The 16,008-nt window shown below is 63.8% G+C and carries 18 protein-coding genes and 3 pseudogenes; 15 read left to right on the forward strand and 6 right to left on the reverse strand.

What is annotated here, in order from left to right:
• Positions 1-100 precede the first annotated feature (100 nt).
• Entirely contained in the window at positions 101-2,431 is a 2,331-nt protein-coding gene (gene metE, locus AC5RT3_RS16130; protein WP_494124653.1) for a 5-methyltetrahydropteroyltriglutamate--homocysteine S-methyltransferase, read from the forward strand.
• Between the two features lie 128 nt (positions 2,432-2,559).
• On the opposite strand, the gene AC5RT3_RS16135 is transcribed toward metE, so the two are convergent.
• Both AC5RT3_RS16135 and AC5RT3_RS16140 read right to left on the reverse strand, forming a co-directional pair.
• Positions 2,560-3,066 carry a DUF2004 domain-containing protein gene (locus AC5RT3_RS16135; RefSeq protein WP_494009368.1) on the reverse strand — a complete coding sequence of 169 codons (507 nt, stop codon included), beginning with the start codon at positions 3,064-3,066 and terminating at the stop codon, positions 2,560-2,562.
• Between the two features lie 45 nt (positions 3,067-3,111).
• Entirely contained in the window at positions 3,112-4,029 is a 918-nt protein-coding gene (locus AC5RT3_RS16140; RefSeq protein ID WP_494009367.1) for a LysR family transcriptional regulator, read from the reverse strand.
• A gap of 476 nt (positions 4,030-4,505) precedes the next feature.
• On the opposite strand from AC5RT3_RS16140, the gene nrdH reads away from it, so the two are divergent.
• From nrdH to AC5RT3_RS16205, 13 genes and pseudogenes are all read left to right on the forward strand, one after another.
• Positions 4,506-4,751, forward strand: coding sequence for a glutaredoxin-like protein NrdH (nrdH, locus tag AC5RT3_RS16145; RefSeq protein WP_013601222.1), 246 nt, complete (start codon positions 4,506-4,508; stop codon positions 4,749-4,751).
• 109 nt (positions 4,752-4,860) lie between these two features.
• Entirely contained in the window at positions 4,861-5,331 is a 471-nt protein-coding gene (gene nrdI, locus AC5RT3_RS16150; protein WP_494051325.1) for a class Ib ribonucleoside-diphosphate reductase assembly flavoprotein NrdI, read from the forward strand.
• 20 nt (positions 5,332-5,351) lie between these two features.
• Complete coding sequence (gene nrdE, locus AC5RT3_RS16155) at positions 5,352-7,472, forward strand: class 1b ribonucleoside-diphosphate reductase subunit alpha (RefSeq protein WP_494051324.1); 2,121 nt, start codon at positions 5,352-5,354, stop codon at positions 7,470-7,472.
• An 88-nt stretch (positions 7,473-7,560) separates the two neighbouring features.
• The gene (gene nrdF / locus AC5RT3_RS16160; protein WP_494050598.1) at positions 7,561-8,535 is read left to right on the forward strand and encodes a class 1b ribonucleoside-diphosphate reductase subunit beta; all 975 of its coding nucleotides are present in this window, start codon (positions 7,561-7,563) and stop codon (positions 8,533-8,535) included.
• Positions 8,536-8,628: 93 nt separating this feature from the next.
• Positions 8,629-8,982 carry a hypothetical protein gene (locus tag AC5RT3_RS16165; protein WP_494124654.1) on the forward strand — a complete coding sequence of 118 codons (354 nt, stop codon included), beginning with the start codon at positions 8,629-8,631 and terminating at the stop codon, positions 8,980-8,982.
• A 9-nt stretch (positions 8,983-8,991) separates the two neighbouring features.
• A pseudogene (locus AC5RT3_RS16170) lies at positions 8,992-9,456 on the forward strand (ATP-binding cassette domain-containing protein); the annotation flags it as partial.
• Positions 9,449-9,691 (forward strand): hypothetical protein, encoded by a 243-nt coding sequence (locus AC5RT3_RS16175; RefSeq protein WP_494051366.1) that lies wholly within the window; start codon positions 9,449-9,451, stop codon positions 9,689-9,691. The pseudogene AC5RT3_RS16170 and the gene AC5RT3_RS16175, both read left to right, overlap by 8 nt.
• Positions 9,664-9,894 carry a hypothetical protein gene (locus tag AC5RT3_RS16180; RefSeq protein WP_494051365.1) on the forward strand — a complete coding sequence of 77 codons (231 nt, stop codon included), beginning with the start codon at positions 9,664-9,666 and terminating at the stop codon, positions 9,892-9,894. Before AC5RT3_RS16175 ends, AC5RT3_RS16180 begins: the two co-directional genes overlap by 28 nt.
• On the forward strand, positions 9,891-10,352 hold the full coding sequence (locus AC5RT3_RS16185; RefSeq protein WP_494124655.1) for a hypothetical protein: 462 nt from the start codon (positions 9,891-9,893) through the stop codon (positions 10,350-10,352). Before AC5RT3_RS16180 ends, AC5RT3_RS16185 begins: the two co-directional genes overlap by 4 nt.
• Complete coding sequence (locus AC5RT3_RS16190) at positions 10,349-10,960, forward strand: hypothetical protein (RefSeq protein WP_494050595.1); 612 nt, start codon at positions 10,349-10,351, stop codon at positions 10,958-10,960. Before AC5RT3_RS16185 ends, AC5RT3_RS16190 begins: the two co-directional genes overlap by 4 nt.
• On the forward strand, positions 10,957-11,592 hold the full coding sequence (locus AC5RT3_RS16195) for a hypothetical protein (RefSeq protein WP_494050594.1): 636 nt from the start codon (positions 10,957-10,959) through the stop codon (positions 11,590-11,592). Before AC5RT3_RS16190 ends, AC5RT3_RS16195 begins: the two co-directional genes overlap by 4 nt.
• 19 nt (positions 11,593-11,611) lie before the next feature.
• On the forward strand, positions 11,612-12,001 hold the full coding sequence (locus AC5RT3_RS16200) for a hypothetical protein (RefSeq protein WP_494050593.1): 390 nt from the start codon (positions 11,612-11,614) through the stop codon (positions 11,999-12,001).
• A gap of 79 nt (positions 12,002-12,080) precedes the next feature.
• Positions 12,081-12,728 (forward strand): annotated as a pseudogene (locus AC5RT3_RS16205) (PspA/IM30 family protein); the annotation flags it as partial.
• A gap of 411 nt (positions 12,729-13,139) precedes the next feature.
• Here AC5RT3_RS16205 and AC5RT3_RS16210 read toward each other — a convergent pair.
• On the reverse strand, positions 13,140-13,655 hold the full coding sequence (locus AC5RT3_RS16210; RefSeq protein ID WP_494050591.1) for a hypothetical protein: 516 nt from the start codon (positions 13,653-13,655) through the stop codon (positions 13,140-13,142).
• A 65-nt stretch (positions 13,656-13,720) separates the two neighbouring features.
• Here AC5RT3_RS16210 and AC5RT3_RS16215 point away from each other — a divergent pair, with 65 nt between their 5' ends.
• Positions 13,721-14,005: a hypothetical protein gene (locus AC5RT3_RS16215; RefSeq protein WP_494050590.1), complete on the forward strand. Its 285-nt coding sequence runs from the start codon at positions 13,721-13,723 to the stop codon at positions 14,003-14,005.
• Between the two features lie 73 nt (positions 14,006-14,078).
• Here the strand turns inward: AC5RT3_RS16215 and AC5RT3_RS16220 are convergent.
• The 3 genes and pseudogenes from AC5RT3_RS16220 to AC5RT3_RS16230 form a co-directional block, all read right to left on the reverse strand.
• A pseudogene (locus AC5RT3_RS16220) lies at positions 14,079-14,441 on the reverse strand (AMIN-like domain-containing (lipo)protein); the annotation flags it as partial.
• Positions 14,442-14,781: 340 nt separating this feature from the next.
• Positions 14,782-15,060, reverse strand: a complete 279-nt coding sequence (locus AC5RT3_RS16225; RefSeq protein WP_494124656.1) for a hypothetical protein — start codon at positions 15,058-15,060, stop codon at positions 14,782-14,784.
• A 572-nt stretch (positions 15,061-15,632) separates the two neighbouring features.
• Entirely contained in the window at positions 15,633-15,788 is a 156-nt protein-coding gene (locus AC5RT3_RS16230; protein WP_494124657.1) for a hypothetical protein, read from the reverse strand.
• Between the last annotated feature and the right edge of the window lie 220 nt (positions 15,789-16,008).

Raw genomic sequence — 16,008 nt, forward strand, 5'->3', positions numbered from 1 at the left:
CGGCCTGACAGCTGAACGCTGTCCGCGTCCGGCAGCTCCGCGCTGCCCTCTTTCTCCCTGTGCCTTCGATGCACAGCACTACGAACTTTAGGACTTAGCCGTGACTGAAAAGAACACTCCTTTCCCGTCCGCCTCACTCCTCGGCTACCCCCGCATCGGCCGCCGCCGCGAGCTCAAGAAGGCCATCGAAGCCTACTGGGCCGGCAAGATCGACGCTGCCGCCCTGGACGCCGCAGCCAAGGACATCCAGCTGACCATCGCAAAGCGTCTGCAGGAACTCGGCCTGACCGAGGCCGCAGCCGTCCCCGGCACCTTCTCCTACTACGACCAGGTCCTGGACGCCACCGCACACCTCGGTGCCGTGCCCGCCCGCTTCGGCCAGCTCCTCAACGCCGAGGGCCAGCTCGACATCGACGGTTACTTCACCCTGGCCCGCGGCAACAAGGAGCAGCAGCCGCTGGAAATGACCAAGTGGTTCGACACCAACTACCACTACCTGGTTCCCGAAATCGGTCCGGAGACCAAGTTCACGCTGGCTTCCACCGCCAAGGTGGACGAGTTTGCCCACGCCCTGGCCAACGGCATCGAGACCCGCCCCTACATCGTTGGCCCGGTCACCTACCTGCTGCTGTCCAAGGCCTCCGACGACGCCCCGGCCGGGTTCGCGCCGCTGTCCCGCCTCGAGGACATCCTGCCCGTCTATGTCCAGCTACTGGAGAAGCTCGCTGCCGCCGGTGCCAGCTGGGTCCAGCTGGATGAGCCCGCACTGGTCGTTGACCAGGACACCCCGGCCGCTGAAGTTGAAGCAGGGGTGGCACGGGCCTACGAGGTCCTCACCGCTGCCGCCAACCGCCCCCAGATCCTCGTTTCCACGCCGTACGGTTCCCTGGACAACCAGCTCGGTACCCTCGCGGCGACCAACGTCGAGGCCCTGCACATCGACGTCTTCAAGGGCGCCGTTCCGTCCGAGGCAGCCCTTGCGGGCCTGGGCAACAAGATCTTGGTTGCCGGTGTGGTTGATGGCCACAACATCTGGCGCAACGACCTCGCCGCTTCGGCCGCGAAGCTGGACGCACTGAAGGCTGCCGCCGGCAGGATCGCCGTCTCCACGTCCACCTCCACCCAGCACGTCCCGCACGACGTCGCCGAGGAAACCCAGCTGTCCGAACAGCTCCGCAGCTGGCTGGCGTTCTCCGACCAGAAGGCCGTCGAGGTGAAGACCCTGGCGTCCTACCTGGCGGATCCCGCCTCCGCGAAGGCCGCGATCGACGAGGCAACTGCCGTCATCGCTTCCCGCGCCACCGCCGACGGCGTGCGCCGCGCCGACGTGCGGGTCCGCACCGAAGCCCTGACCGCCGCCGACTTCACCCGCGCCGAGTACGAGGTCCGGGCAGCCGCCCAGGAGGAAGCGCTGGACCTGCCGCCGCTGCCCACCACCACCATCGGCTCCTTCCCGCAGACGTCCGAAATCCGCTCGGCCCGTGCCCGCAACACCAAGGGCGAGCTGAGCGACGAGCAGTACCAGCAGCTCATGAAGGATGAAATCAAGCGCGTGGTGGACCTGCAGGAAGAACTGGGCTACGACGTCCTGGTTCATGGCGAGCCCGAGCGTAACGACATGGTGCAGTACTTCGCGGAAAACCTCGAAGGCTTCGACGTGACGGTGCACGGCTGGGTCCAGTCCTACGGCTCACGCTGCACCCGCCCCTCCATTCTCTGGGGAGACGTCACACGTTCCGCCCCCATCACGGTGGAATGGGCGAAGTACGCACAGTCCCTGACCAGCAAGCCGATGAAGGGCATGCTCACTGGTCCGGTCACCATCCTGGCCTGGTCCTTCGTCCGCGACGACCAGCCGCTGGCGGAGACCGCCAACCAGGTTGGCCTGGCGCTGCGTGACGAGATCGCCGACCTCGAAGCAGCGGGCATCAAGGTCATCCAGGTGGACGAGCCTGCGCTGCGCGAACTCCTTCCGCTGCGCAAGGCCGACCACGCCGACTACCTGAAGTGGTCCGTGGACTCTTTCCGGCTCGCGACCGCGGGCGCCCAAGACGCCACCCAGATCCACACCCACCTCTGCTACTCGGAGTTCGGGGTGATCATCGACGCGATCGACGGCCTCGACGCCGACGTGACGTCCATCGAGGCGGCCCGCTCCCGCATGGAGGTTGTCCACGACCTTGAGTCGCACGGCTTTGGCCGCGGAGTCGGCCCCGGTGTCTACGACATCCACTCGCCGCGCGTACCGGGGGAGCAGGAAGTCACCGAACTGCTCAGCACCGCCGTGAAGCACGTCCCGTCCCGCCAGCTCTGGGTCAACCCTGACTGCGGCCTGAAGACCCGCGGCTACGCCGAGACCGAAGAGTCACTGCGCAACCTGGTCAAGGCAACCCAGACGGTCCGCGCGGAACTGCTGGAATCGGCCAAATAGGGAACTAAGAGAGCCCGCAGAGACTCAAGGTCCGGTGCGCCCAGCGCGCCGGACCTGAGAGGCGGGCGATCGGCCGGCTGGTCACCGAAAGGTGGCCGGCCGGCGTCGTGCTTTAACAAGCAGGTGTTTCAGGACTCCCAGAGGATCTCGTCGTCAACAACACCGTCCTCATCCGCGGAGGCCACCAGGACTTCGTCCGTGAAGTGCTCGCCGAGGGTGAAATCCAAAACGAAGTAGCGTTCGGGCTGGCCGGGGTAGATGCCCACATGCCCCAGTTTCAATGCTTTGAGGAACACGGCGTTGGTGAGCTGGCTGCGTTCCTCCACGCCGAAGACCTTCTGCAGGTGCTCGTCCTTGAGGGCATTGCAGTGGAAATGCAGGTACTCCTGCGGGCTGGTGCCTTCCTGCTCCAGTTCCTCGGCGATCATGTCCCGGACTTCGTCCACCAGTTCCGGCAGGAACCGCAGCCGGTAGTCCACCTTGCGCAGTGCGGCTTCGTCGAAGTGGTCGTGGGCGGTGATGTTCAGGTCGAGTTCCAGCGGATGGCCGCGCAGCTCATGCTTCGCGGCGATGGAGTGGTCCCTGCCGTGGTTGAGCTCTATCTCTCCAAAGTGCTGGCTCGCTACCTTGCTCATAGTCTCAACATAGACCCGAAGAGCAGTGCATTCCAGCATTCAGGCCTAATTCACCGACGTCCGCATCCCGGCCAGGGTCTCGGCCAGCAGGTCGACGAAGAGCTGCACCCGGGCGGTTTTCCTGTCGTTAATCAGCAGCGCGAAGACGTTGCGGGCCAGCCGGATCTCGGGAACGTCCAGGACCACCACGCCGGCAGGCTTGTTCCGCAGCGCGAGCTCGGGCACCAGTGCCGCCCCCAGCCCCGCGGCAGCCATTTCGAGGCTGGCGTGGAAGTCGTCGCTGTGCGCCACCACCCGGGGATGGAGGTTGCAGCCGGCGAAGAGCCGCTCGATCACCATGGCGTCGCTGGTCCCGGGATGGTGCATGATCCACGGCATCTCGGAGAGATGGTCCGCCGCCACCTTCGCGTCCGGCCGGAAACCCCAGCCGGCGGGCAGGACCACCCGGAAATCGTCGTCGCCGATCCATTGCCGGTTGATGGTGGCCGGCCAGGCCACGCCGGTCTGGCCAACCTGGAACACCACGGCAAGGTCCAGGTCGCCGCCGGTGCGCAGCCCCTGAATGGTCTGGCCTGGTTCGGCCACGGACACCCTGAGGTCGATGCCCAGGTTCTTCCACGCCGGATTCTTCAGGATCCGCGGCAGGACATATGTGGCAAGGCTGGGGAAGATTCCCAGCCGGAGCTCCTGGCTGGTGCTGTCCTGGGTCTTGGCGGCGGCAGCCATCAGCGCTTCGATGTCCGTCAGCACCTTGGCTGCGTGCCGGGTCATGACGACGGCGGCTTCCGTGGGAACCACGCTCCGCGCCGAACGCTGGAACAGGACCACCCCGGTGTCCCGCTCCAGGGCGGACATCTGCTGCGATACGGCCGAAGCCGTGTAGCCAAGGGTTGATGCGGCAGCCGCGAACGAGCCCAGCCGCGTGACCTCCATCAGGGTCTTCAGGTGTACCGGATTTACCACCAGCCCACACTACTCCGGGAGCAGCTGGCGAAGAAGCCGCCTCCCCTCTACAGGCAATTGTGCGGCTGCAGCTACTAGGGGTGGTGATGGGGGTCGGGTGCCTCCAGGCGTCAGTACAAGTGGCCGCCATGGCGTGTGCGGTTGGTCACCAAGGGGGTTCCGAAGGTCACTTCGGAGCCCCTTTTCGGCCCTTTCGCAGTCCGGCACGGAGGTCACGACACGCCGTCTTTCGCGCGACACGCTGGGCGTTAATTGTGCCTAACTACTCCACAGGGTGTGGATTCCGTCCGTGAAAAAGCCGTGATTCCGGACATTTTGAAGGGGCCTGCCTGTGGATTAACGGTGCATTAAATGACATACTTGTAATACATCATCTTGGGGTTCCAAAGAGGCGTCTGCACTACATGTAGTATCGACATACAGCTTGGACGGGGACACCGGGCCAGCGACGATTTCGACAAAAGGGGACAGCGACCATGACCGTAACGGTTTACACCAAGCCTGCTTGTGTTCAGTGCAACGCCACCTACCGTGCGCTCGACAAGAAGGGCATCACCTACCAGAGCGTTGACATCTCCCAGGACGCCGAGGCCCTCGAGCGCCTGAAGGCCCTGGGCTACATGCAGGCACCCGTTGTGGTCACCGACCAGGACCACTGGTCAGGCTTCCGCCCGGACAAGATCGAAGAACTGGCCCTCTCGGCCGTTTCCTCCGTGGCCTAGGAGCCCTGCTTTTCCTGCCGGCAACAATCAACCAGCTGAGGTGACTCCCACGGCAGCACCAACAGCACAGCAAGGCTACACGGCTTCGCAGATCCACGCGGCTCAGCGCGTGGAGGTGTCCCCGCCGGCCCGGCTCCTGAATAGCCCGGAACCAGTCCGGACAGACAGCCAGCTCATCTATTTTTCCTCGGCATCCGAGAACACCAGCCGCTTCGTCTTGAAGCTCGGCCGCGAGGTGGCCCGGATCCCGCTCTACTCCAGGGACGCACCCCTGCTTGCCACCCGGCCGTTCGTGCTGGTGGTGCCCACCTATGGCGGCACCGGGGGAGAGGGGTCCGTCCCAAAGCAGGTCATCCGGTTCCTGAACAACCCGCAGAACAGGCAGCTGCTCCGCGGCGTGATCGGGGCCGGCAACACAAACTTCGGGGACAACTACTGCCTGGCAGCGGACATCATCGCCGCCAAATGCCAGGTACCCCACCTTTATCGATTCGAACTCATGGGAACGCCGGAAGACGTTGCCAGGGTCAACCAGGGATTGGACACGTTTTGGACACGACTGTCGCAGACACAGAAGTAACCAGGGCCAAGAAGCCGGAGTTGCCGGCCGCCTACAAGGGCCTGGGCTATCACGAGCTGAACGCCATGCTGAACCTCTACGGACCCAGCGGCGAAATCCAGTTCGAGGCGGACCGTGAGGCCGCCCACCAATACTTCCTGCAGCACGTTAACAACAACACCGTGTTCTTCCATGACCTGGAGGAGAAGCTCGACTACCTGGTGAAGAACCAGTACTACGAGCGCGAAACACTGGACCAGTACACGATGAACTTCATCCGTGAACTGTTCAACCGTGCCTACAAGAAGAAGTTCCGCTTCGAGACCTTCCTGGGCGCGTTCAAGTTCTACACCTCCTACACGCTGAAGACGTTCGACGGCAAGCGCTACCTGGAGCGCTACGAGGACCGCGTCTGCATGGCGGCCATGCACCTGGCCCGCGGCAACGAGGAACTTGCCACCCGCCTGGTGGATGAAATCATTGACGGCCGCTTCCAGCCCGCAACGCCCACCTTCCTCAACGCCGGCAAGGCGCAGCGTGGCGAACTCGTCTCCTGCTTCCTGCTGCGCATCGAGGACAACATGGAGTCGATCGCCCGCGGCATCAACTCCGCGCTGCAGCTGTCCAAGCGCGGCGGCGGCGTGGCCCTGTCGCTGACCAACATCCGAGAGCACGGCGCGCCGATCAAGCAGATCGAAAACCAGTCCTCCGGCGTCATCCCGGTGATGAAGCTCCTCGAAGACAGCTTCTCCTACGCCAACCAGCTTGGTGCCCGCCAGGGCGCCGGTGCCGTGTACCTGCACGCGCACCACCCGGACATCTACCGGTTCCTGGACACCAAGCGGGAGAACGCGGACGAGAAGATCCGTATCAAGACCCTTTCACTGGGCGTCGTCATTCCGGACATCACGTTCGAGCTGGCCAAGAAGAACGAGGACATGTACCTGTTCTCGCCGTACGACGTCGAACGCGTCTACGGCGTGCCGTTCTCGGACGTCTCGGTCACCGAGAAGTACTACGAGATGGTGGACGATTCCCGGATCAAGAAGACCAAGATCAGCGCCCGCGAGTTCTTCCAGACCCTCGCGGAGATCCAGTTCGAGTCCGGCTACCCGTACATCATGTTCGAGGACACCGTGAACCGGGCCAACCCGATCGCCGGCAAGATCACCATGAGCAACCTCTGCTCGGAGATCCTGCAGGTCTCCACGCCGTCCCTGTACAACGAGGACCTCACGTACCAGACCGTCGGCAAGGACATCTCCTGCAACCTGGGTTCGATGAACATCGCCAAGACCATGGACTCGCCGGACTTTGGTGCCTCCATCGAAACGGCCATCCGCGCGCTCAGTGCTGTGTCGGACATGTCCTACATCAACTCGGTGCCGTCCGTGGCCGAGGGCAATGCGAAGTCCCACGCAATCGGCCTGGGCCAGATGAACCTGCACGGCTACCTGGCGCGGGAGCGGGTCCACTACGGCTCCGAAGAAGGCCTGGACTTCACCAACATCTACTTCTACACGGTGCTGTTCCACGCCCTGCGTGCGTCCAACAGGCTCGCCATCGAGACCGGCCAGAAGTTCGGCGGTTTCGAGAATTCCAAGTACGCGAGCGGTGAGTTCTTCGACAAGTACACCGAGCAGGAATGGCTCCCGGAGACTGAGCGCGTCCGCGATCTGTTCGCCGGCCACCACATCCCTACCCAGGATGACTGGCGCGAGCTGAAGGCTTCCGTCATGGAGCACGGCATCTACAACCAGAATCTGCAGGCTGTCCCGCCCACGGGGTCGATCTCCTACATCAACAACTCGACGTCCTCCATCCACCCGGTGGCCGCCAAGATCGAGATCCGCAAGGAAGGCAAGATCGGCCGCGTCTACTACCCGGCCCCGTACCTCACCAACGACAACCTGGACTACTACCAGGACGCGTACGAGATCGGCTACGAAAAGATCATCGACACCTACGCTGCTGCCACGCAGCACGTGGACCAGGGCCTGTCCCTGACGCTGTTCTTCAAGGACACCGCCACCACCCGCGACATCAACAAGGCCCAGATCTACGCATGGCGCAAGGGCATCAAGACGCTCTACTACATCCGCCTCCGCCAGCTCGCGCTGGAAGGGACCGAGGTTGAGGGTTGCGTCAGCTGCGCACTATGACAACCGTTTTAGGTTGATTACGACGGCGGGCAACCGCCCGCCGTCGTACGCTTTAACTTAGAGAACCACCCAACAATGAGGGGATGACATGACCGAGAAGGTCAAGCTTCTGAGCCACGTCGAGGCCATCAACTGGAACCGCATCCAGGACGACAAGGACGTGGAGGTCTGGAACCGGCTCGTCAACAACTTCTGGCTGCCGGAAAAGGTGCCGCTGTCCAACGACGTCCAGTCCTGGAACACCCTGACGCCGGCCGAGCAGCAGCTCACCATGCGCGTCTTCACCGGCCTGACTCTGCTGGACACCATCCAAGGCACCGTCGGCGCCGTCTCCCTCATCCCCGATGCGCTGACCCCGCACGAGGAAGCCGTCTACACGAACATCGCGTTCATGGAATCGGTGCACGCCAAGAGCTACTCGTCCATCTTCTCCACACTGGCCTCCACCAAGGAGATCGACGAGGCGTTCCGCTGGTCCACCGAGAACGAGAACCTTCAGAAGAAGGCCCAGATCGTCATGGACTACTACCAGGGCGATGACCCCCTGAAGCGCAAGGTGGCCTCCACGCTGCTGGAGAGCTTCCTGTTCTACTCGGGCTTCTACCTGCCCATGTACTGGTCCTCGCGCGCCAAGCTCACGAACACGGCCGACCTGATCCGCCTGATCATCCGCGACGAGGCCGTCCACGGCTACTACATCGGCTACAAGTTCCAGCGCGGACTGGAGACGCTTTCCGAGGAGCGCCGCCAGGAGATTAAGGACTACACGTTCGAGCTGCTCTTCGAGCTGTACGAGAACGAGGTCCAGTACACGCACGACCTCTACGACGGCGTGGGCCTGGCCGAGGACGTCAAGAAGTTCCTGCACTACAACGCCAACAAGGCGCTCATGAACCTGGGCTACGAGGCGATGTTCCCGTCTTCCGTCACCGACGTGAACCCGGCCATCCTCTCGGCCTTGTCCCCGAACGCCGACGAGAACCACGACTTCTTCTCCGGGTCCGGTTCCTCGTACGTGATCGGCAAGGCCGTCAACACCGAAGACGAGGACTGGGACTTCTAAAGTCCGTCCTGTGGGATCGGAAGTGGCGATTCAGGACTGGAAAACCTGTGAGTTGACGACCTAGTTGGCACCACTGACAAGTTAATTGGCGCCGTGACAATCAAATCGGCGCGGCGCCAACTAAGTTTGGAAGGGCTTGACCTGCAGGGACGACATGAGCCCGCTCCTGGCCGCCAGCACCGGGGTGCCATGACGGCCTTTCAGCTGGAGGCTCACAACGCCGAGGTCACCACCCTCACGCAACTGGGCGCGCACGCGGAGTCCCTCGTGCAGGCTCTCTCGACCGTGCTGCAGGGCCAGCTGGCCTTCCAGATGGAGAAGCAGCTCGAAGATTTCCTCGTCCAAAACTTGGCATACACGTCCCTGGCCCTTGGATCGCGCGACGTTTCGTCTGTGAGTATCGGGCTACGCATGCCGGTCATAAATGACGGAGGCGACGGCAGATAGGCTGGGGCCATGACGTTGGGGGACGCGGCGGAGCCGCTTGTGCACATTCAAAACTTCCGGATGGATTTCGGGGACGCCACGGTCATCAAGGACCTGTCCTTCGATGTGAGGGCAGGGGAGACCTTCGGGTTCCTCGGCTCCAACGGTTCCGGGAAGACCACGACACTGCGGGCCCTGCTGGGCATCTACCAGCCAACGGCCGGGACCCTGCGCATCGGCGGGAAGACCTTCGAACCCCGTGACGGTGCCCCCCTCGGGTACCTGCCGGAGGAGCGCGGCCTCTACAAGAAGGAAGCCGTCCTGGACGTGATGGTTTACTTCGGCTGGCTAAAGGGCCTGTCCAATTCAGCGGCCCGGACCTGGTCCCAGGATTACCTGGAGCGGGTCGGCCTGGCCGACAAAGCCACGGCCCGGCTGGACAAGCTCTCCGGCGGCCAGCAGCAGAAGGTCCAACTGGGCGTGACCATTGTCCATCCTGGTCTTCGAGCCCGGGCCCTTCATCATCGGCGCGCTGCTGCTCCTGGGCGGGTTCACCCTGTTCACCGGCGTGCTCGTAGCCATCGGCGCGATCATGCCCACCGCGAAGGAAGCCGGTACCATCTTCGGCCCGCTCATGGCCGCGATGTTCATCCCCTTCTACGCCTACAGCCTGATCATCTCCGACCCGGAATCCCTGATCGTGTGCAGGTCTTCACCTACTTCCCGCTGACCGCACCGGTCACCGCCATGCTCCGCAACGGCTTCGGAACCCTCTCCGGCACGGAGGCCACCATCGTCATCGCCGAACTGTTCATCGTCGGGCTCCTCATCCTCCACCTCGCCGTCCACCTCTTCCGCTACGGCTCCATCGAATACGGCAAGAAGCTCTCTATCGCCGGGACCTTCCGCCGCAAAGAACCCGCCGCCAAATGATGATCCCGCGCAGGCTGCTCGTGCGGGTACTGGGCCTGGTCGCCACTGTCGCCCTCGTCACCGGGTGCTGGCTTGTGGAGCCCTCGCAGCCGCCTGAAAACGTGACGGCAGCGGATGTCACTGGCAGCTGGCACACGGACAACGGAGACGGGAAGAGGACTGACCTTGAGTTACGGCCGGACGGGACGCTCACGTGGTATGGAGTTCCTGACGGCCCCTTCGACGACTTTGCCGAAACAGCGAAACTCCGCTGGGAGAACCGAACCGACCACGTAGGTACGTGGTCGGTGGAGCAATCACTCATGTGGGCTCAGCCAGTGGTCAAGGTCTACTGCCAAATACCCGGAGGTGGACGGGTGTTTGAGCTGACTTTCGAGGGCCGAGGCCCGGACCGCAGACTCCTGTACTGGCTCGGGGACCCGGACATGGCCGACGACCGGCTGAAGTTCCGCCGGTGAGTGGCTGGAAGAGACGCCTTACCCGCCGCGAGGCCTGGGGGATCGGCCTCATCGTCGCTGCGGCTCCGTGCGTCTGGGCGTACCAGGCCATTTATGCGGCATACCGGGCAGCGGTCCGGGAGGGACTGCTCCTCTATATCGGAATTCCCGGGCACTCCATCGCCTCCTGGTTTCTGGTTGTGGCGCTCCTGTCCGGGGCCGTCGGGCTGTCGCTCCTGCTCCCGGCCTTGATCAGCCGGGTCCCCAAGAAGGTCGGCCGGCGCACCATCGGCTGGACCACCGGGGTGGCCGCCGCGGCCTGCGTTCCCTTTTTCGGCGTCTACTTTTTCTTCGCTGTCCTTGGCGCGTTCGGGGTGAGTGACACCGTGAAAGTCACCGCCGCGGACGGGACCTCGGTCCTTGTCACCCAGGATGGGTTCGACGGCGACATCGTCATCATCCACACGGAGCACGACGAGTACCACTACAAGCGGGTCCGGGACGCTCCCGAGATCTCCGGCTGGCCGCGGGTGGAAGATCAGGACTGCAGCTTGGAGACCTCCGGTGGACTTCAACTCACCTGTGGGGCAACCACTGTTCCGGTTGATCAGAAAGGAAGCCCAAAGTGAACCCTATTCACGAAGCGGCGCAGCCGGCCCACCCCCTCGAGTACTGGCTTTCCCCGGAACTCGCCCGAGTCACTCCGACGGAAGCCCCATCACGCCTCCGGCAGCTGGCTGATGCCCAGGGCACTCTGGCGGCGGCCTGGAGTGGCGCGATCGCCGGCGGACCTGTCCTGGCCGTGGCGGGCGTATTCTTCTCAGCCGTATATGGACACCCTGCCGCGGTATTGGTGCTCGGCCCCGTGGGTGTCGCCCTCCTGGTGCATGGCCTGATCGCCTGGAAGCGGGTCCGTGGCAGACTGCCCAATGCGGACAAAGTGCTCATCACACGAGGTCCTGGCAGCGCCCGCGGCGGCATCATCATAGTCGCCGTCCTGTCCGCCGCCATTGGCGCCGGTATGGCCACAACCCTCCCGACCGCCGTGGAGAACGGTACAAGCGTTGCAGTGATCGGAGCGTACCTTCTCATCGTCGCTCTCATGGGCGCGTGCATCGTAGCCCCCGCAACAGTGATGGGCCGGGCCCGGCAGTCCTTCCGTCGGCGGCTCCACACTGACCCGAACGTGCGGAAAGCCGTGGAAGAGGACCTGGCCACCTGGCGTGACCCCCACGGCAACGCCGGGTACGGGCCGCTCTAAGGTGACAGCGTTCAAGGCCATGTCAGAAGCAAAACGGCGATGGATCAGTACGCTCGCCTGGTTCCTGCTTGTCCTCGCTTCGCTGGTCCTGATCGGCTACGGCATATGGCACGCCGGCTGGCACATCTGGCTGCCACGTTCGACGGATCAGGAAGAGGTCTGGGTCGGTAACCGCTACATCTTCGCCGGATGCGCGCTGTCCCTCGCGGCCGCCACCTGGTCACACCTTCGAGGCAGCACCCTCTGGGTGACCGTCTGCGTCGGGCTGCCGGGGATTTTGGTGGGCTGGGCGACGCTGGATTCCCCGTACGACCTGAAGCGCCACGTGGCCGCCGCCGTTGCCTTCCCGCTGGCCCTGGCCGGGATCGCCGAGGTCATCCGTGTGCGCGGCCGCCGGCAGCGGGAGTAGTAGGGCCGAGGGGTGCGGGGTGTGGTCACCGCGCTGCCGTACACATAAAATTTGAATCATTCCCGATAGAAAGACCCCCGTGAAGCAGAGTATTTTCGCCCGCGTTGCCCAGCTCGCCAAGGCCAACCTGAACGCGCTCCTGGATTCCGCGGAAGACCCGCAGAAGATGCTGGACCAGATGGTCCGGGACTACTCGGCGAACATCCGTGAAGCCGAGGCAGCCGTTGCACAGACGATCGGCAACCTGCGCATGGCCGAGGACGACCACGCCAGGGCTGTGAACGACGCCAACTCCTGGGGCAACAAGGCCATCGCCGCCTCCCGCAAAGCCGACGAGCTCCGCGCCGCCGGGAACAGTGTGGACGCCGACAAGTTCGATGCCCTCGCCAAGCTCGCCCTTCAGCGCCAGATGACCGCCGAATCCACCGCCAAGGCACAGGCACCCGGCCTGGCGGCGCAGAACGAGGTCGTCGACAAGCTCAAGCAGGGCCTGGACCAGATGCGGGGCAAGCTCAATGAGCTGACCGCCAAGCGGAACCAGCTCGTCAACCGGGCCAGGGTCGCTGCCGCCCAGTCCCAGGTCCACGACGCCCTCAAGTCACTGGATGCCGGAGACCCGACCTCGGCCATCGGCCGGTACGAAGAGAACATCCGCCGCCAGGAAGCCACCGTCCGCGGACAGCAGGAACTCGCCGCCTCATCCCTGGACGCCCAGTTCGCATCCCTGTAAGACCTCGGAGAGCAGACCGAAGTGGAAGCCCGACTCGCCGCACTGAAGTCCATGGACCGGAAGGCCATCGACTACTAGGAACTCATCGCATAAGGCCCTGGCCCCTTACGGTCCGGAGCCTTACGCGTATGGAGTGCTCAACGCACGCGCGTTGCCCGAAACAGCTCTCTCACCCACTCGTAGATGCTGACGAGGATGCACACCAAACCGATGGCCAAAATCAGCACGCCGACCAGTGACAGCAACGTGTAGAGGTCCTCGTTGCTGCGGTAACTGCTCCTGGCTGGAACGGCCGCCGAGGGGTTCAAAAAGAACCCACCCGATCGGCAGCATGCCTAGGCCAATCAGGAAAACCCTGGCGTGGGCGTTTCGCAAAAACTTTTTGAGGCGGGCCTCAATGTTGGCCACTTAGCGGCGCTCCAGCCAGCGGGCGTACAGCTCGCCACTGTTCTTAAACAGCCACCCGGAGTAGGCCACGCCGCCGGTGATGCTCAGCTGTGCCGCGGCGATGAGCCCGGTAATGGGGAGCACCTCTGGAGACCTGCCGTTGGGTGTGAACAGGATCAAGGCGGCAGCGATCACGATGGCGCCGGCCACGGAGAATTTAATGACCTTGGGGTTGATTCGGATGCCCTGCTCGACGCGCGGGATGTCGGAGGCAGGCTTCGGGGTCTTTTTGGAGAACCGGACACCCAACGTCACCAGCCAGCCCAGTACTGAGAGCCCTGCACCAAGCAGGAACATGATCGTCCCCGTCTCCGGGTCCTGACCCACGAGTGCACTCAATGCAGCATAGACGGCGCCAGCTATCGCAATGATTGCCCCGTACCCCCAGGCAAAGAAGACCCACACCCGGCGCTGCGCATAGCCAAAAGCCTGTGCGCGCGGATCCATTGCCACCACAGCGGCATCCCCCAATGTCATGCCTCCACGTTAACAGCTGCGCGTCGCTCCGCGGTCCTGTCGGTGCCCGGGAGGACCATGGTCCTATGACGGCTCCAACTGTTGAGGCGGCGATCCACGAACTACTGGATCTCGCCTGGAATGTTGTCTACGACCTGCTTCAGGAGCGGGGCCTGCTCGGTGACGGGTTGGAAGTTCAGGAGTACACCGGGATCCATTCGTGGGTGGAAGACCTCACCCGCTACACCGTGGTTCACTCCCGGGAGGTTGCGGTCCTGTTCGTTGACACCCGGCCGGTGGACGCCATCGTCTTCCACCACGGCCTACTGGGCGCCGACGACCCGAAGAGTTTCTTCCGGCTTCAGATGTAGCCTCTGGACAGCCTGGCCGGACAGAAAAGGTGCCGCACCCCGGGTCAGCGGAGCGCGGCACCTTTCGTGCTCGTCACCAGGAGTGGGCGACGTCCACAATCAGCCGGGAACCGGACCCTGGGCCGTCCAAGGTGAAGACCCGGAAGGGCAGCCGGGCGCGGACGCCCAGGCCGATACTCGTGGAACCTTCGAAACTATTCGCATAGACCACTTGCCGGAATGTCTTGTAGCCGGCCACGTTGGACAGCTCAGCCTTCGCTGCCGGGTTGTAGGTAACGTTGCCGTTCTGGTCGTAGGAGGGTGCGTTCACGACGACCTGCAGGCGTGCGTTGCCGTAGACCGGGATTGTGAACGCGGTGCCGTCCTGGATGATTTCCGGGACGTAGCGGACCGTGTAGCCCTTCGCGGGGCCGTTGAGGTCAACCACCATCCGGTCGGCCGGCCGTGCCGGTATCGGAACTCCTCCGGCTAAGGCATGCGTTCGTCCTCAGGATCGAGACGGACAGGTCGGCCGCGGCGCAGGAGCTCCTTCGCCTTGTGGATGGTGAGCTAACCCGCCGTTCCGCGTCCTCTGGGGGCATTATTCCTCCCGTGCCAAGACCCGGTGATGACCCGTGCCCGGAAGCGGGCTAGGACCACCTGCTGCCCCGAGGATGTGGCGGCGGGTGATGGCGGCCCCGAGCAGGGAAGGCCGCCGCCGTGGGCCGGTTCCAGTGGTTGGGGGAACCGGCCCACGGTCGTCACGCAACACTCCTTCAGCTCTGGCGGGGATCACCTCACTGGGGCGCCGCAGTGTGCCGTTGGGGCAGCCGGATGGGGTCAGAGGGCTGCCTGTCGCGCGGGGTTAGGATCCACGAGCTGTCCTCCGTTGGCCGCGGCCTGCGTCGCCGCAGCTTCCCCACCAGCAGGGCGAAAGGCAACAGCAGCAGATACAGGATCCCGGCCGCTATCAGCAACAGTACGAAAAGGATCAGATACGGCAGGTAGATGAGGAAGATGCCGACCAGGACGGCAAGGTATCCGAGGCTGAATCCGAAGATCGTTTCGGCATTCAACGATTGCTCCTAAGGGTTATCCGGAGTGGTGGGTGGTGCTGCTGCCCCGGGCCCGTCGAAGGCTCACCCTCCGAGGGCGGGCAGCGGCACGGTGTCGGTGAAGTCGGGCGCCCCATGGCTTCACGTGGTGGTCCGTTCCTCCCGTTGCGGAAGCGACCCGTGTTGACCCGTTCCGTCTGCGGCGAAGGTGGAGGGCGGCGAAAGCGGTCAGGCCGATCCAGGCAAAGGCCGCACCGATGACAAGGAGCACTGCTGGAAGCGCGTCCACTGCGACTCCTCTCCTAGAACTGAAGGGTTCGGCCGTTTGCCCGGAAGGTGTGGGCTATTGGGCCTGGACGTAAGCCCAGGCTGAACCTTGGAGTTCGTAGGGGAGTGGGTGAGGCCCGCGCCCGCCCTCCAGGGGCAGACTTATGCGGTGTGCTGGGGTAGTTGGCGGCTGTCACAGCGGTCTCCGGCTGAGCTGATGCTGGGCCTGCTGCTGGACTTAGTTGAGGTATAGCGCGGAGGTTGTCCGGAGTCAATAGCGGCAGCCCATGCCCCTGAGCCAGCTCACGGGAACGAGCCCGTCAGCCTCATGCGGCGTCTGATATGTCTGGCATCTCTTCTTCTCGGGCTTCAGCTGGCGGCTGCCGGCGCGCCTTGGTCAAGACAATCAGCAACGTCAGGACGGTCACCATCCAGGCGAGGCCAGTGAGGAGCACCAAGCCGATCGCCATTAGGGGGTGCATGGCGAAAGTCTAGGACTCCGCCACAGGGCGGCCCGGGTGAAACTCCGCAGTGTCAGCGCCGGAATTTGCAGGAGATGGAACCTGCAGTTGGTGCTCACCACACAGAAAGGGTGCGCCCCGTTCTGAACTGGTCCCCGAAAGTTGGACTGGGTAAGTAAGAGCCTAAGCCGCGAGGGCCTGAGCACGGTATTGCACCGGGCTCAGGCCCTCGAGCTTTGTC

This window comes from Arthrobacter sp. Y3221159 (genome assembly GCF_059089885.1).

Excerpts from the sequence above, each read along its gene's own strand:
- AC5RT3_RS16135 (WP_494009368.1), bottom strand. The coding sequence starts at position 3,066 with ATGAGCAAGGTAGCGAGCCAGCACTTTGGAGAGATAGAGCTCAACCAC.
- nrdH (WP_013601222.1), top strand. The coding sequence starts at position 4,506 with ATGACCGTAACGGTTTACACCAAGCCTGCTTGTGTTCAGTGCAACGCC.
- nrdF (WP_494050598.1), top strand. The coding sequence starts at position 7,561 with ATGACCGAGAAGGTCAAGCTTCTGAGCCACGTCGAGGCCATCAACTGG.
- AC5RT3_RS16185 (WP_494124655.1), top strand. The coding sequence starts at position 9,891 with ATGATGATCCCGCGCAGGCTGCTCGTGCGGGTACTGGGCCTGGTCGCC.
- AC5RT3_RS16200 (WP_494050593.1), top strand. The coding sequence starts at position 11,612 with ATGTCAGAAGCAAAACGGCGATGGATCAGTACGCTCGCCTGGTTCCTG.
- AC5RT3_RS16210 (WP_494050591.1), bottom strand. The coding sequence starts at position 13,655 with ATGACATTGGGGGATGCCGCTGTGGTGGCAATGGATCCGCGCGCACAG.
- AC5RT3_RS16215 (WP_494050590.1), top strand. The coding sequence starts at position 13,721 with ATGACGGCTCCAACTGTTGAGGCGGCGATCCACGAACTACTGGATCTC.
- AC5RT3_RS16230 (WP_494124657.1), bottom strand. The coding sequence starts at position 15,788 with ATGCACCCCCTAATGGCGATCGGCTTGGTGCTCCTCACTGGCCTCGCC.